This window comes from Haloterrigena salina JCM 13891, assembly GCF_000337495.1.
GTDB classification, from domain to species: Archaea; Halobacteriota; Halobacteria; order Halobacteriales; family Natrialbaceae; genus Haloterrigena; species Haloterrigena salina.
Genome location: NZ_AOIS01000066.1, coordinates 17,143 through 32,005 on the forward strand (window position 1 = coordinate 17,143; position 14,863 = coordinate 32,005).

General features: G+C 67.7%; 17 protein-coding genes. 7 read left to right on the plus strand and 10 right to left on the minus strand.

The window, feature by feature from the left end:
- Nucleotides 1-66 precede the first annotated feature (66 nt).
- The 3 genes from C477_RS20755 to C477_RS20765 all read right to left on the minus strand — a co-directional run bounded on the left by C477_RS20755 (nucleotide 67) and on the right by C477_RS20765 (nucleotide 1,999).
- The gene (locus C477_RS20755; protein ID WP_008896534.1) at nucleotides 67-741 is read right to left on the minus strand and encodes a YkgJ family cysteine cluster protein; all 675 of its coding nucleotides are present in this window, start codon (nucleotides 739-741) and stop codon (nucleotides 67-69) included.
- Nucleotides 742-828: 87 nt separating this feature from the next.
- A complete protein-coding gene (locus C477_RS20760; RefSeq protein ID WP_008896535.1) occupies nucleotides 829-1,617 on the minus strand; it encodes an MBL fold metallo-hydrolase in 789 nt (262 codons plus the stop codon).
- 100 nt (nucleotides 1,618-1,717) lie between these two features.
- Entirely contained in the window at nucleotides 1,718-1,999 is a 282-nt protein-coding gene (locus tag C477_RS20765) for a MarR family transcriptional regulator (protein WP_008896536.1), read from the minus strand.
- Between the two features lie 210 nt (nucleotides 2,000-2,209).
- Here C477_RS20765 and C477_RS20770 point away from each other — a divergent pair, with 210 nt between their 5' ends.
- Both C477_RS20770 and C477_RS20775 read left to right on the plus strand, forming a co-directional pair.
- Nucleotides 2,210-2,917 carry a class I SAM-dependent methyltransferase gene (locus tag C477_RS20770; protein WP_008896537.1) on the plus strand — a complete coding sequence of 236 codons (708 nt, stop codon included), beginning with the start codon at nucleotides 2,210-2,212 and terminating at the stop codon, nucleotides 2,915-2,917.
- 81 nt (nucleotides 2,918-2,998) lie between these two features.
- A complete protein-coding gene (locus tag C477_RS20775) occupies nucleotides 2,999-3,898 on the plus strand; it encodes a glycosyltransferase family 2 protein (protein WP_008896538.1) in 900 nt (299 codons plus the stop codon).
- A gap of 44 nt (nucleotides 3,899-3,942) precedes the next feature.
- Here C477_RS20775 and C477_RS20780 read toward each other — a convergent pair whose 3' ends face one another.
- On the minus strand, nucleotides 3,943-4,731 hold the full coding sequence (locus C477_RS20780; RefSeq protein WP_008896539.1) for an enoyl-CoA hydratase/isomerase family protein: 789 nt from the start codon (nucleotides 4,729-4,731) through the stop codon (nucleotides 3,943-3,945).
- A gap of 109 nt (nucleotides 4,732-4,840) precedes the next feature.
- Complete coding sequence (locus C477_RS20785) at nucleotides 4,841-5,620, minus strand: DUF7839 domain-containing protein (protein ID WP_008896540.1); 780 nt, start codon at nucleotides 5,618-5,620, stop codon at nucleotides 4,841-4,843.
- 200 nt (nucleotides 5,621-5,820) lie between these two features.
- Between C477_RS20785 and artA the strand changes: the two genes are divergently transcribed.
- Both artA and C477_RS20795 read left to right on the plus strand, forming a co-directional pair.
- Entirely contained in the window at nucleotides 5,821-6,870 is a 1,050-nt protein-coding gene (gene artA / locus C477_RS20790; RefSeq protein ID WP_008896541.1) for an archaeosortase A, read from the plus strand.
- 13 nt (nucleotides 6,871-6,883) lie between these two features.
- Nucleotides 6,884-7,591: a metallophosphoesterase gene (locus C477_RS20795; protein ID WP_008896542.1), complete on the plus strand. Its 708-nt coding sequence runs from the start codon at nucleotides 6,884-6,886 to the stop codon at nucleotides 7,589-7,591.
- Between the two features lie 58 nt (nucleotides 7,592-7,649).
- Here C477_RS20795 and C477_RS20800 read toward each other — a convergent pair whose 3' ends face one another.
- On the minus strand, nucleotides 7,650-8,063 hold the full coding sequence (locus tag C477_RS20800; protein ID WP_008896543.1) for an EamA family transporter: 414 nt from the start codon (nucleotides 8,061-8,063) through the stop codon (nucleotides 7,650-7,652).
- An 84-nt stretch (nucleotides 8,064-8,147) separates the two neighbouring features.
- Nucleotides 8,148-9,509 carry an NAD(P)/FAD-dependent oxidoreductase gene (locus C477_RS20805; protein WP_008896544.1) on the minus strand — a complete coding sequence of 454 codons (1,362 nt, stop codon included), beginning with the start codon at nucleotides 9,507-9,509 and terminating at the stop codon, nucleotides 8,148-8,150.
- Between the two features lie 148 nt (nucleotides 9,510-9,657).
- Between C477_RS20805 and C477_RS20810 the strand changes: the two genes are divergently transcribed.
- Nucleotides 9,658-10,752 (plus strand): gluconate 2-dehydrogenase subunit 3 family protein, encoded by a 1,095-nt coding sequence (locus C477_RS20810; protein ID WP_049914745.1) that lies wholly within the window; start codon nucleotides 9,658-9,660, stop codon nucleotides 10,750-10,752.
- Nucleotides 10,752-12,521: a GMC family oxidoreductase gene (locus C477_RS20815; protein WP_008896546.1), complete on the plus strand. Its 1,770-nt coding sequence runs from the start codon at nucleotides 10,752-10,754 to the stop codon at nucleotides 12,519-12,521. The genes C477_RS20810 and C477_RS20815 overlap by 1 nt, the downstream gene beginning before the upstream one ends.
- A gap of 118 nt (nucleotides 12,522-12,639) precedes the next feature.
- On the opposite strand, the gene C477_RS20820 is transcribed toward C477_RS20815, so the two are convergent.
- Nucleotides 12,640-12,774 carry a hypothetical protein gene (locus C477_RS20820; protein ID WP_008896547.1) on the minus strand — a complete coding sequence of 45 codons (135 nt, stop codon included), beginning with the start codon at nucleotides 12,772-12,774 and terminating at the stop codon, nucleotides 12,640-12,642.
- Nucleotides 12,775-12,906: 132 nt separating this feature from the next.
- Between C477_RS20820 and C477_RS20825 the strand changes: the two genes are divergently transcribed.
- Nucleotides 12,907-13,704 carry an N-acyl homoserine lactonase family protein gene (locus tag C477_RS20825; protein ID WP_008896548.1) on the plus strand — a complete coding sequence of 266 codons (798 nt, stop codon included), beginning with the start codon at nucleotides 12,907-12,909 and terminating at the stop codon, nucleotides 13,702-13,704.
- A gap of 9 nt (nucleotides 13,705-13,713) precedes the next feature.
- Here the strand turns inward: C477_RS20825 and C477_RS20830 are convergent, their stop codons facing one another.
- On the minus strand, nucleotides 13,714-14,433 hold the full coding sequence (locus tag C477_RS20830) for an ABC transporter ATP-binding protein (protein WP_008896549.1): 720 nt from the start codon (nucleotides 14,431-14,433) through the stop codon (nucleotides 13,714-13,716).
- A partial coding sequence (locus C477_RS20835; protein ID WP_152423367.1) for an ATP-binding cassette domain-containing protein occupies nucleotides 14,433-14,863 on the minus strand: 431 nt, incomplete at its 5' end. The genes C477_RS20830 and C477_RS20835, both read right to left, overlap by 1 nt.

Consider the following 14,863-nt stretch of genomic DNA (forward strand, 5'->3'; position numbering starts at 1 on the left):
GAACAACCGGGTCAATTTCCTATCGGTTCGCGCCGGACGACGCGCGGGCGATCGCGGCGACGGCGCTCACTCCTCGAGCGGCGTCCCGTCGATCCGTTTGGCCCCCTCGGAATCGTGGACGACCACCTCGCCGGGGTCGGGATCGGCGGGCGCGTACTCGTCCCGGACGGCGATGGCCTCCTCGAGTTCCCGGACGGCGCGTTCCTTCAGCGCGTGGGCCAGGTCCTGGGCGTCTGCACGGGAGATGTCCCGCCCCAGCCCCTCGCACTCGTGGGCGCGGACGACGCCCTCCTCGTCGACGGCCTCGCCCATCGGCTGGCTCGTCCCCGCGAGGGCGACGCTGAATGGGTAGGTCCGGCAGATCAGCGGCCGATCGTCGTGGGCGACGCAGGCGCCCGTTCCTGACTCGTCTTCCTCGTAGAAGGTGCAGTCGCCGCAGTCGTCGGTCTGAAGCGCCCACTCGAAGGTCTCGCCCTCGAGGTCGCCGTCCTCGGTCTCAGAGAGTCCGTACGGCATGGGACGGGCGACGTCGCGCCAGTCGTAGTCGCCGTCGTACTCGTCGCTCGCTTCCAGTTCCCGCACCTCGTCGGGGAAAACGGTCGCCGTGTGGTCGTCCTCGTCTTCGCCCTTGCAGCAGGCGCCACAGCGGGTACACTCGAAGCCGATCGATTCGATGGCGTCCGCGAGGTCGTCGGTGTCCAGCGCGCGGGCCTCCTCGAGTTCGGCTTCGAGCGATTGCACACCCGAGTGTCGTCGCCGGCGCGGAAAAGTCAGTCGCTCCTCGAGTCCGGATCCGGATCCGGCTCCGGGTCCGCGTCCGTACCGAGTCTAGTCCGATCGCGCCGCCGCGCGTTCCCCATCCCACTCGAGGCGCCCCTCCACGGCAAGTTTCTCGAGGTGGGCACGGACCGTCGCTCGGGCCAGATCGCGAACGCCGGTGAGGTCCTTCTCGTAGGCCGCCTCGAGGATTTCCTCGAGCGTGTCGGCGCCGCCCTCGACCGCCTCGAGCACCTTGCGCTCCCGACGGTAGCGGTGGTCCAGCAGTCGCTCGAGGGTCGTCCGCGGGTCGTCGATCGCGGGCCCGTGGCCGGGATGGAGCGCCGGCGGATTCCTCGCCCACAGTCGCCGTAGCGTCGTCACGTACGCGCGCATGTCGCCCTCGGGCGCGCCCACGACGACGCTGCCCTCGCGAACGGCGCAGTCGCCACAGAGGACCGGTCCGCCGTGGCCGGCCTCGAGGGCGACGTGGTCGGGCGCGTGCCCGGGCGCGTCGAGAACCCGAACGCGGTCGTCGCCGAGCGGAATCGTCGTCCCGGGCGCCAGCGTCCGATCCGGCTCGCAGCCGGTCGCGTCGTGAAAGCGCTCCGCCCGCCCGTATCGAGCCCAGACGGTCGCGTCCGTCTCGTCGGCGTACGCGGCGACGGCACCGACGTGGTCGGGATGCGCGTGGGTGACGAGAACGTGGTCGACGCCGCGGTCGGAAACGAGATCGTCGAGGTCGTCGCTTCGCGCCGCGGGATCGACGAGTACGGCCGGATCCTCTCCGAGGAGGTAGGCGTTGGTCTCCCCAGTCGGGGCGCGCGTCGCAACCGGAACGGCACACTGAGTAACGTCCATACCTCGAACAACTCAGCGGTCGAAAAAGTGTGTGTCGACGGATCGGACCGGGTGGCCCATCCCACTCCCGCTCCGGAAGCTGCGGACCGGGTCCCCGCAGTCAGTGTTTGAGGAAGTAGACCTGCTTGCGGGCGTCGCGGAAGCTGTACCGGGAGCCGACGAGACCGACGTCCTCGAGGCGGTTGAGCGCGTAGCGGACGGTGCGGTCGGGCAGCAACGACTCTTCGGCGAGTTGCCCCTGCGAGAGCGGCGAATCGGTCTCCAGCACTTTCGCGACGAGCTTCGCGCTCGGCGGCAGATCGCGGAGGCGATCGCGGTATTCGTCCTTCGAAAGGGTCTCTTCGGCGGCGGCGCCTCGGTCCTCGGCTGTACTCGTGCTCATACCTACGTGAGCGGAATCGGTAGTGGTAAAGCTTCCCTATATGTGGATACGAATAGTTCAGTTTGTATAAGGGGTATGAATGTCGTATTAACACAGCAAAGGATCCGCCCGATTGCGGGGTTTGAGCCGGCCCCAAGTCGACATCGTCGTCCCGGATGTCGATAGACTCCAGTATCGTTTTATCCTCCCGCTCCTGTAGTTGCGCCCAGTGTGAAAGGACAGGAGTGGTACCAGGCCGACGACGTCGCCGAGGAGTACGACGACAAGCGCTTCTCCCGGGGCGGTCAGCTCATCGACCGTCGGGAGAAGGAAGCAGTCCTTGACGCGATCATGCCCGTCGAGGACCGGAATATCCTCGAAATCGCCTGTGGTACCGGGCGGTTTACCGTGATGCTCGCCCAGCAGGGCGCCGACGTCGTGGGACTCGATATCTCGGCGGCGATGTTACAGCAGGGACGGGAGAAAACGAAGGACGCGGCCCTCGAGGGAACCCTGGAGTTCCTTCGCGGGGACGCGGGCCGGCTCCCGTTTCCGGACGATCACTTCGATACCGTCATCGCGATGCGGTTTTTCCACCTCGCGGACGACCCGGAGGCCTTCTTAGAGGAAATGCGCCGGGTGTCCCGAGACCAGATCGTCTTCGACACGTTCAACCGATTTAGCGCGCGCAGCATCTACAACTGGGCGCTGCCGATGGGGTCGCGGCTCTACTCGAAGAGCGAAGTGGCGGTTCTCTTAGCGAAGACGAACCTGACGCTGGAGGACGTCGAGGACGACTTCATCGCTCCGTACGGACTCTACCGGTCGATTCCCAACGAACTCGCGACGCCGATCCGGACGCTCGACGAGTTGATCGGATCGCTGTCGGTGACCGACCACCTCGCGTCGGTCTCCTACTGGAACACCCGCGTCCGGTGACCGACCGCCTGTCCGCTGGCCGCGAGCCGCTCGCAGCGGCGAACCCCGTATTTTTACTATCGATGGACGCTACTACCGCGTATGGAGCTCTCGGTAGTGGTATCGACGCTCAACGACCGAGAGCGATTACTCTCGTGTCTCGACGCGCTCTCCGAGCGGATGCCGTCCGCGACGGAAATCGTCGTTGTCAACGGCCCTTCCTCCGACGGGACGACCGGCGTCGTCCGCGACCGCTCGGACGTCGACGTCCTCGTCGAAATCTCCGAACGGAATCCGAACGTCTCGCGCAACGCCGGCCTCCGCGCTGCGACGGGTGACGTCGTCGCCTTCCTTGACGGGGAGTACGCGATCGAGTACAGCTGGTACGACGCCGTCGAGCGCGCGATCGCCGACGGAACCGACGTCGTCACCGGCCCCGTGACCGGCGGGGAGCTCGATTACGATCTGCAGAATCCGCGCACCGTCGCCGGGCGCAGCGTCACCCACTTCGACGGCAACAACGTCGCGTTCGATCGGACCGTCCTCGAGGCCCTAGACGGGTTCGACGAGTACCTCGAGGTCGGCGGCGAACGCGACTGCGCCCACCGCCTGGCCGGCCTCGGCTTCGAAACCGAGTGGGACGCGGGGATGGCCGCCAGGTGCGAGGTCGGTACCGACGGCGGCCAGACCGACCGCGACTGGGGAAATACCTACCGCTCCCGGGCCTATCGACTCGCGAAGAACTACGGCGTGCGGCTGACGACGGTCGGTCGAATCGTCGGGAGCGCCCTCCGCGACGGGACCGCCGGCGTTCGGGACGTCGTCACCGGAGATGCGACGCCGACGGACTGGGTTGGAAACGGGACCGACGTCGTCGCCAACGCCGCCGGCGGACTCCGCGACGGACTGCGGGCCCGCTGGGCCGACCGATCGTCCCGTCGGAACCCGAACGGGTTGTCCAAACGCCACGACAGGGCGGTGCGGGTCTACGACCGGCGGTAGTCCCGATCGCCGAACGACACCGGAAACTTCTCACCTCGAGTCCGCTATTCGCCGCGAAACTCCGGCTCGCGGTCCTCGAGACGCGCTTCGAACCCCTCTCGGTAGTCGTCGGTGTCGTCGAGTTCGTAGGCCAACCGGCGTTCGTACTCCAGCCCCCGCTCGAGCGGCAGCTCGAGGGCGGCGTTGAGCGCCCGCTTCGCATTGCGCAGGCCCAGTGGCGCGTTCTCGCAGAGGTCGTCGGCGAACGCCTTCGCGCGCTCGTCGACAACCTCGGTGTCGACGACCTCGTGGACCAGCCCCATCTCGGCGGCGTCCTCCGGATCGACGAACTCCCCGGTGAGGACGATCTCCTTGGCCTTCGAGAGCCCGACGAGGCGCGGCAGGCGCTGGGTGCCGCCCGCGTGGGGGAAGGTCCCGAGTCGCACCTCGAGCAGGCCGTACTTAGCCTCGCGGCCGATGACCCGGAAGTCACAGGGCAGCGTGAGTTCGAACGCCCCCGCGGGCGCGGCGCGTTTGATCCCGGCGACGACCGGCTGCCGGAACTCCTCGATGGTCTCGAGGACCTCGGGGAAGACGTCGCGATCGATCTCGGCGTCGGGCTCGACCCGGTCGCGCATCATCTCCAAGTCCATGCCGGCACAGAAGACGGGACCCTCGCCGAGCAGCGTCGCCGCCCGAACCTCGTCGTCGGCGTCGACCGCCTCGAGGGCCGCGATCAGATCCCGCATGAGCGGGACGGTCATCGCGTTGCACTTGTCCGGACGGGAGAGGTAGACGTCCGCTCGAGTGCCGTTCCAGTCGATAGCCGCGAGTCCGCTGCCGACGGATTCCATGCTCGTGGTATCAAGTACCACGCTCTTAACGGTAGGGACGTCTGAGAAATCGTTCGCGATCGGCTCATTTGCGATCCTCGACGATCGTTCGCTCCGCGATCGTCGCGGCTCAGCCCTCGAGGACTTCGTACGAGACGTCGGCGTCCCGGAGCGTGTCGGTGACGCGGCCGACCTCGTCGGTCGTGACAATCGCGGTCACCTCGAGGCCGCGTTCGGCCCCCTCGACGGCGGTCTCGCCGGCCGCGAACGGCACCGCGGGGTCCGCGCCGGCCTGCCGGCAGGCGACGACGGCTTCGACGCCGGCGGCCACGACCAGATCGGCCGCCTCGCAGCGCTCGGCCACGAGGTCGGCGTCGACCGCCCGGCTCCCGCCGCTGCGGACCGCGGGCACCTGCAGGACGGTGACCGAGCCCGGCTCTAGGTCCATCACGCCCTCGAAGCTCGTGACGCCGACGTCGGTTCCCGCCTCGGCGTCGGTCGTCGCGACGCCGGTCGCCGGCCCCTCGTCGCCGGGCTTCGCGTGGAGCAGCCCGTCCTCGACGAACAGCGTGACGGTGTCGCCCTCCGCGATGTCGTCGGTCGCGAGGTAGGCCGCCTCGCTCATCGCGTCTAAGACGTCGCCTGTCACGTGGTCGGCGAACCGGCGGATGTCGTCGGCGGCCCGGAACAGCCAGTCGACGCCTTCCGGTGTGACGCGGTACCGCGAGCGGCCTTCCTTCTCGACGAGGTCGTCGTCGACGAGTTCGCGGATGTACTCGCTGACGGCCTGACTCGTCACGCCGACTTCCTCGGCGATCTCACCCTGGCTGACGGCGGGCTGGCGCTCGGCGATCTGGACGAGGATCCGAAACCGCGTCGCGGCCCGCTTGTTGTCGAGGACGTCGACCATACACCGTCACTTTCGGGAGGACGACAAAAAGGGACGCGGTCGCCGACGCGTCTCGAGTCGATCGACCTGCCGGAGGACACCCGCGGTAACTGGTTGCGTTTCCGACGAACGCTCGCACTCCCCCGACGACGACCGGCGATTCGATCGAGAAGACGAGGCGTCAAGTTGATAGCAGGCGCGTCCTTCAGTCAAGCATGACTATGCCGTCCGCAACCGCCGCGACCGAGGCAGCGTCGGTCGTCGGCTACGCTCTCGCCGGTTCGGCGACGTTCGTTCCCGGAACGGCAACGTCCGGGGGAATCACCCCGTCGGATCTGTTGGCGTGGGCCGCGATCGGCGCGTTCCTCGCGGCGTTGCTCCTCGCCTCCCAGGGGTACCGCGAACCGGCGCGCTACCTCGGCACTGGGGCCTGGGTCGCCTTCGGCGTCTTCTGGGTGACGATGGTGCCCTACTACTACGGCGAGGCCCAGAGCCCGCTCAAGACGATCCTCGGGCTGCTCGCCTTGCCGCTGTGTCTCTACACCGGCTACCTCCTCTGGGCGGGGCGGGACTCGCTGTTGATCCTCACGAAGGCCGTCGCCTGCATGGGGCTGATCTACCTGCCGGTCGAGACGATTCCGTTCGTCAAGACCTGGCTGATCGAGACGACCGCGGCCCAGACCCACTTCGGGATGGAACTGCTCGGCCACAGCCCCGGCCTGATCGAGGGCAGCAACGGCTACGTGAGCAAGTTCGACTTCGATCCGAACGAGACCGTGACCGGTCGGACGACCTACATCGTCCTCGCCTGTACCGGGATCGGGAGCATGGCCATCTTCGGCGGACTGATCGCCGCCGTCACGGCGCCGCTGAAGCGCAAGGCCGCCGCCTTCGGGCTGGCCGTCGGCGTGATCTGGTTCCTCAACCTCGTGCGCAACGTCTTCATCGGCCTCGCCTCGCCGTGGGGCTGGTTCCAGCAGGACTGGCTCGTCTCGTTCATGACCACCTATATGGGCGCCGAGGCCAGCCGCGTCTCCTTCCTCGTCGCGCACAACTACATCGCCCAGTCGCTGTCGATCGTCGCCCTCGTCGGGATCACCTACCTCGTCGTCAAGATCCTCCCCGAGATCCTGCGGCCCCTCGAGGAGGCCCTGTTCGTCCTCACGGGCACCGAGTACGACCTCTTCGAGGCGCTGGCGCCCGAGGAGACCCCCGCCCGAACGGACGGCGGTTCCGACAGGGAACAGACTGATCCCAGCCGGGAGCGATAACCACTCTACCCCAGTGCCCGACGTCGACCTCCCCGTTTCGCCGGTCGAACGCGCCCTCTCCGTCCCCGCAGCCGACGCGCTCGTCGTCGCCGACGTCCACCTCGGCCGCGCCGCCGACTCGAGCGTCGACGCGCCGATCGACGACGGCGGCGACGTCCGCGACCGCCTCGCGTCCCTTCTCGAGCGGACCGACCCCGCGACGGTCGTCGTCGCCGGCGATCTGCTCCACTCCTTCGGGCGACTCCCTCACGGCGTCGAGCGCGACCTCGAGGCCCTCGAGGACTGCGTCGCCGACGCCGGCGCCGACCTCGTCGTCACGCCCGGCAACCACGACGCGATGCTTGAGTCGGCCGTCGACGGCGAGACGATCCCCGAGTACCGCCTCGCGGACGGCGAGACGGTCGTCTGTCACGGCCACGAACGTCCCGAGACGGAGGCCTCGCGGTATATCATCGGCCACGACCATCCCGCCCTCTCCGTCGACGGCCGAAAGCTGCCGTGCTTCCTCTACGGGCCCGACGCCTACGAAGGCGCGGACGTCATCGTCTGCCCCGCGTTCACGACGCTGGCGGCGGGCGCGACCGTCAACGGGATGCGCGCCCGCGACTTCCAGTCGCCGCTGGTCGCCGACGCCGACCGGTTCCATCCCGCCGTCTGGGACGACTCGAGCGACGAGGCGCTGTGGTTTCCCCCGCTGGGCGAGTGTCGCCGGCTGCTGTAGCTGGCTGGGGTGACCGACGGGAGGCGAAATTGTGCGACTCGCGCCCGTGATGACCGCGTCAGGCCGCGACGAGGACGACCGCGACGATCGCGAGCCCCAGTCCGAGGACGTTCGTCGTCGCCAGTTGGGCGTCGAAGTAGAGGACGCCGACGATCGCCGGAATGACGAAGTAGAGCGCGGAGATCGCCGACACGATCGCCATGTTGCCGTGGGTGAGCGCGGCGTAGAAGCTGATCGTCGCGACGGCCAGCAGGACGCCGGACAGCAGCGCGAACCCGACGTCCGTCCGCGTCCCGACGACGGGACGACGGGTCGCGAGGACGTAGCTGCCGACGACAGTGAGACTCGCTACGTAGGACAGCAACACCGCGTTGACGGGCGAGAGCGAGCGCGTCGCGACGCCCGCCGATACCGCCCAGCCGCCGTACAGGAGCAATGCGCCGAGTGCGAGGACGATCGCTACGTTGGCCATAGCCCAAGGCGCGCCTTCACCGACAAAAGCGTCCCGCTCTCGAGAATAATTCTCGATAGAGATATATTATCCGAGTGACGGCTGTTATCCGGAGAGGTCCTCGAGCACCGCGCGTGCAGCCTCCCGTCCGCTTCGCATCGCGCCCTGGATCGACGACCAGCGGGTGTAGTCGCCGGCCAGGTAGATCGAACCCGACGGCTCCCGGGGGTCGGGCAGTCGGTCGTGGATCCCCGGCGGCTGGTCGAACTGCGCGAACGACACCCGCTCGGTGTGCAGCGGCTCGAGGTCGCCGAACCGCCGGTCCGGATACCACGACTCGAGCGCGTCCCGCGTCCGCGCGGCCAGTTCCGCGTCGCGCTCCTCGGAGTCGCGACCGTCGTCGCTTTCGCTCGAAGATTCGAGGCGCACGCCGTCTCCCGAGGCTCCGAGATCCTCGCCCTCGAGATACGTCGCGCTGATCAGCGCCTCCCCGTCGGGAGCGTACTCCGGCGCGACCGCGCTGTGTGGGACGACGTGGTTCGGTCCGTCGTCGTCGACCGCGTTGAGCAGGAGTCGCTTGCCTGTCTCGAGGTCCGCGCCGCTCGGCAGCGCGTAGTACTGGGTGACACAGCCCCGCGCGTCGGTCGGGATCGACTCGAGGCCGGTCAGGTCGTGGGCGGTCGGCGGATCGGTCGCGACAACGACGGCGTCGACCTCGCCGTTTATCCCGTCGGCCAACTGGACGGTCGCGGAGTCGCCCTCGCTCGAGACCGACTCGACCTCGCGGCCGGTCTCGACGCCCCCGCCGACCTCGCGCACGTGATCCGCGAGCTGCCGCGGGATCGCCTCCATCCCCGCCGCGGGGACCGCGGCGCCGCCGGCCGCCAGCGTCCGGAACGTGTACTCGAAGACGCGACGCGAGGTCGACAGCGAGCGGTCGAGGGTGATCCCGCCGTAGAAGGGCGCGACGACGGTCTCGACGAACCCGTCCGAGAAGCCGCGGTCGCGGAGGTAGCGCTCGATCGATTCGTCGGACTCGTTGGTTCCGTCGAAGAGCGTCTCGAGGTCCGTGCGACGCAACTCCCACCAGAGCCGGGCGACGCGGAGCCGGTCGCCCAGCGTGATATCGGGGTTGCGCAGCGTCGCGGGAAGCGTCCCGGGTGCGCTGCGCGGGTCCGCGAGGACCGTTCGGCGTCCCGGGTGCGCGATCGTCGCGCCGGACGTGAACCGGCGCAGGTCCAGCGCCGCGAGATCGAGCTCCCGCCGGACGGCGGGATAGGCTGGAAACAGCACCTGGAAGCCCCGATCGAACCGGTAGCCGTCGCGCTCGAGCGTCCGGACGCGACCGCCGACGGTCTCGCGGCGCTCGAGCAGCGTCGCGTCCACACCGCCGCCGGCGAGGTGTCTGGCGGCGACGAGACCGGCGAGGCCCCCGCCGACGACGAGGACGCGCGGTGTCGATGCCATGGCCGATCGTTCGGCGACCGGTTACTAAGCCGTGGGGCCAAACGACTGCGGCGACGGCGATCGATCGCCGTCGATCGCGTCGCCGACCGCCGCGGCCATCACTCGCAAGGACACGCGTTAACTTTCGTTTCGGAGTTCGTGGCTTCGCATGGGAGATAATGACAACCAACGGGCGGCGGGCGAGTCTGACACCCAAGCGCGGGCGAAACTGGACTTTACCCGAGACGTGTCGCGGCGGCGGGCGATACAAATCGGCGGGTTAGCCGTCTTCGGCATGGCCGGGACGGCGGAGGCGTTCGACCCCGAGAAGTTCGACGTGGCGCCCCTCGAGAGCGTGCAGGAAGTCGAGGTCGAGGAACAGGGGCTCGAGTACTTCACGATCCAGCAGGCGCGGGTCGTCCACGACCTGACGGCGCGGATCTATCCCTCAGACGACAACGGGCCGGGGGCGCCCGAAGCGGGCGTCGTCTACTTCATCGATCGGCAGATGAACTCGGCGTGGGGCCGCGGCGAGCGGTGGTACATGCAGGCTCCGTTCGCCGGGAAGAACCCGACCGATCCGTTCGAGGACGACCCGGAAGAGCCGGAAGACGTCGATCCGGAGGCGGAAGTCCCGTGGGCGGAGACGAATCCCTCGGAGACCCAGGGCTGGCAGTACGCGCTGACGCCGAACGAGGCGTACGATCAGGGCATCAACGCCGTCGAGGAGTACGTCCGGTCGGAGTCCGACGCGGACTCGTTCACCGGACTGGACGGCGACCAGCAGGACGCGGTGATCGCCGCGCTCGAGGAGGACGCGGTCGACACGTTCGACGACACCGACATCGACGCCGGCGGATTCTTCCTCTTGCTTCGACAGAACACCTTAGAGGGGATGTTCAGCGATCCGATGTACGGCGGCAACCGGGAGATGATCGGCTGGCGGCTGAAGGGGTTCCCCGGGACGCCCGGCGCGCTCGGCAGCTATCGAGGCCTACTCCAGGAGGGCGAGTACATCGAACTCGGGGAGGACGACTTCCGGAAGCTGGCCGACGACGTCGAATCGCTCGGGATCGGCGACGAGAACCAGGAGCCGGCGAACGACCAGAGCGAGGAGGGCCACGCCCACGTCCACGACGCGGCCGAAGCCGATTACCCGAACGTCGTCGACGAGCGGGCCGCTCGCGGGGACGTCGACCGAGAGGTCACGCCGATGAGCCTCGACGACGGTGATGGCGACGCGGACGACGGGGGTGATCGGTGATGGTCCAGCAGCTCGATCCCGTCGACGTGGTGACCATCGGCGCGGGCTGGACCGGCGGCATCGTCGCCAAGGAACTCACCCAGAACGACTATCAGGTGGTGAGCCTCGAGCGGGGCGGCGAACGCGAGACGGAGAACTTCTTCACGGTCCACGACGAGCTGGGGTACGCGCTTCGATACAAGCTGATGCAGGACCTCTCGAAGGAGACGATCACCTTCCGGAACTCGATCGACGAACCCGCGCTGCCGATGCGCCGGTACGGCGCGTTCCTCCCCGGCTCGGGCGAGGGCGGCGCGGGCGTCCACTGGAACGGCCAGACCTGGCGTTTCCTCCCCTACGACTTCGAGATCGAATCGCGAACGATCGGCGAGTACGGCGAGGAGAAGATCCCCGAGAACATGCAGCTCCAGGACTGGGGGATCAGTTACGAGGAACTCGAGCCCTACTACGACACCTTCGAGTACACCGCCGGCATCGCGGGCCAAGCGGGGAACATCGAGGGCGAGATTCAGGACCTGGGCAACCCCTACGAGGGGCCGCGCTCGCGGGAGTACCCGCTCCCGCCGATGATGGAGACGCCGGTCCTCGAGCGGTTCAAGGAAACGACCGCGGAACTCGGCTACGAACCGTTTCAGGCACCCTCGGCCAACCTCACGGAACAGTACACGAACCCGGACGGCGTCCAGCAGGGGCAGTGTCAGTACTGCGGCTACTGCGAGCGCTTCGGCTGCGAGTGGGGCGCGAAGGCCTCGCCGATCACCACCGTCTTGCCCGCCGCACAGGAGACGGGGAACTACGAGCTGCGGACGCACTCCGACGTGGTGGAACTGCTGTACAACGAGGACGCACAGGAGGTCGAGGGCGTCCGATATGTCGACCGCAAGACCAACCAAGTGTACGAACAGCCGGCCGACGTCGTCGCGCTGACCGCCTACGTGCTGAACAACGTCCGGCTCCTGTTGCTGTCGGACATCGGCGAGCCGTACGATCCCGAAACCGGCGAGGGGACCGTCGGGAAGAACTACTGTTACCAGAACTTCCAGGCGAGCGCCCGCGGGTTCTTCGACGACGAGGAGTGGAACCTCTACATGGGCGCCGGCGCGTTGGGCGCGTCGATCGACGACTTCAACGGCGACAACTTCGACCACTCGGACCTGGACTTCCTCCACGGCGGGAACGTTGCCCTGAATCAGACCGGCGACCGACCGATCGCCAACAACCCGGTCCCCGAGGGAACGCCCTCCTGGGGATCGGAATTCAAGGCACAGAGCATCGACAACTACCACAGTTCGGTCTCGATCGCCGCGCAGGGCGCGGTGCTCCCCTTCCGGGAGAACTACCTCGACCTCGATCCCAACTACACCGATCAGTACGGCCGACCACTCTTGCGGATGACCTTCGACTGGCGCGAGCAGGACCGGAACCTGGTCGAGTACATCGGCCCCTACCTCGAGGAGATCATGGATGAGATGGGCGCCGATACGATCGACGCGAACACCAGTCTGGAGGGGAACTTCGACATCACGCCCTACCAGTCCACCCACAACACGGGCGGCGCGATCATGGGGTCCGATCCCGCGGAGTCGGTCGTGAACAACTACCTGCAGTGCTGGGAGGCGAGCAACCTCTTCGTCCCCGGCGCGTCGGCGTTCGCACACAACAGCGGCTACAACCCGACCGGCACCGTCGGCGCGCTGGCGTTCCGCGCGGCCGAGGGAATCCAGGAGTATCTGGACGAACCGGAGCAGCTAGCGGCTCCCGAGTCGTAGCCGGACGACGCAGCCTTCGGCGCCGCTTTTTTCGTCGCGATCGCTCGAGACCGCGGCTCGAGTCGCGCCTGTTCGCCTTCACGCCCCCGACTCGCCGACTCGCGCCCGTCGCTCGGCCTCAGACGCCGAAGACGAACCGCATCGCGAGGCCGATGAGGATCACGACGATCCCCGAAATCGTCGCGATGGGCGGAATGGGGATCAACAGGAGCACGATGCCGAGGAGGATGACGCCCGTCGATAGCTTGACCATACGAACGAGTTGCTGCCACGACAGGTATCGGTACGGCTGGCATCCCCAGCGCCACTAAAAGCGTCGCGACCGTCTCGGACCGACCGGTCAGCGAGCAGCCACGAATAAGCGGCCGCGGTCCGTGGGTCCCGTATGGTCGACGCATCCGTCACCCCGATCGACCGCGGAACGATCACCGCCGACAGCAACAACATCGTCGAGGGCTTTTCCCTGGGTTCGGCTGCCGATCCGAACCCCGAGACGGTAATGGCCGACGGTCCCGTCTACAACGTGATCATCGACCACCCCGAGGCGACGATCCTCTGGGATACCGGCTCCCACCCCGACGCCGCCGACGGCCACTGGCCCGACGACCTCTACGCCGCCTTCGAACACACTGGCCTGCGACCGCTCGAGGACGACCTCGCGGACGCGGGCTACGACGTCGACGACGTCGACGCGGTGATCCAGACGCACCTCCACCTCGACCACGCGGGCGGGCTCTACGCCTTCGAGGGGACCGACGTGCCGATCTACGTCCACGAGCGCGAACTGAAGTACGCCTACTACAGCGCCAAGACCGACGCGGGCGACGCCGACGAGGCCTACGTCGCCGGCGACTTCGACCGCGACCTGAACTGGGAGATCGTCCACGGCGACCGCGAACAACACTTCGCGGACCTCGAGTTCGTCCGCCTCCCCGGTCACACGCCGGGGCTGCTCGGTCTCGTCCTCGAACTCGAGGACGTCGGGACCGTCGTCCTCGCGGGCGATCAGGCCTACACGCGAGCGAACTACCACGACGAGCGGCCGATGGGCGGCCAACTGCTCTGGAGCAAACGCCACTGGCTCGAGAGCCTGCGGACCGTCCAGGAGATCGAACGCCGCCGCGACGCGACCGTGATCTGTGGCCACGACGGCGACGACCTCGAGACGCTTCGTGAATTGTGAGAGCGAAAATCAGTGAACGCCGACGTACGCCTCGCGGACGTACTCGTTGTCGTGGAACTCCGCGGACGTTCCGGCGAGTTCGATCTCGCCGGTTTCGATCAACGAGAGCCGCTCGGCGTGTTTCAGCGCGAACGTCGAGTTCTGCTCGGCGAGGAAGATCGTCAGCCCCTCCTCCTGGTTCAGTCGCTCGAGCGCGTCGCCGATGTCCTGGATGATGACCGGCGCGAGCCCGAGCGTCGGCTCGTCGAGCATCAGGACGTCGGGATCGCTCATGAGCGCGCGGCCGATGGCGAGCATCTGTTGCTCGCCGCCGCTCATCGTCTCGGCCTCCTGTTCGCGTCGCTCGTCGAGCCGCGGGAACAGGTCGTAGACCACGTCGAGGTCGGCCCGAACCCCGTCGCGATCGTCGCGGAACTGGGCGCCCATCAGCAGGTTCTCGTGGACCGAGAAGTACGGGAACAGGTCCCGGTCCTCGGTGCAGTAGATGAGGCCGTCCCTGACGATCTGTTGGGGCGGCACTCGAGCGAGGTCCGCGCCGTCGTACCGGATCGTTCCCTCGTACTCGGTGAAGCCGGCGACGGCGTTGAGCATGGTCGTCTTCCCGGCCCCGTTGGGGCCGATCACGCCGTAGATCGCCCCGTCGTCGATCGACAGCGAGACGCCCTTCAGTGCGTGTGACTTGCCGTAGTATACGTTGAGGTCTTCGATTTCGAGGATCGTGTCGGTCATTATATTCCCTCCCCGGCGAGGTACGCTTCCTGGACGCGCTCGTTCTCGGCGACCGCTTCGGGGGAGCCCGCCGCGAGGAAGTTGCCGTTGTTGAGCACGACGACGCGGTCGACCAGATCCATCAGGCCGCCCATGTTGTGGTCGACGACGACCATCGTCATCCCCTCCTCGCGGAAGCCCTCGATCTGGGCCGACAGCTCGGCGATCTCCGCCTGGTTCATCCCGGCGAAGGGCTCGTCGAGCAACAACAACTCGGGTTCGGTCGCCAGCGCCTTGGCGATCTCGAGCCGGCGGACGTCGGCGTGGGGCAGTTCGCCCGGCATCTGGTCGAGTTCGTCCTCGATATCGATGCGCGCGGCGTACTCGCGGATCTCCGCCTCGCTCGCGCCGCCGTACAGCGAGAAGACGCTGTTGGGCAGCGTGAACAGTT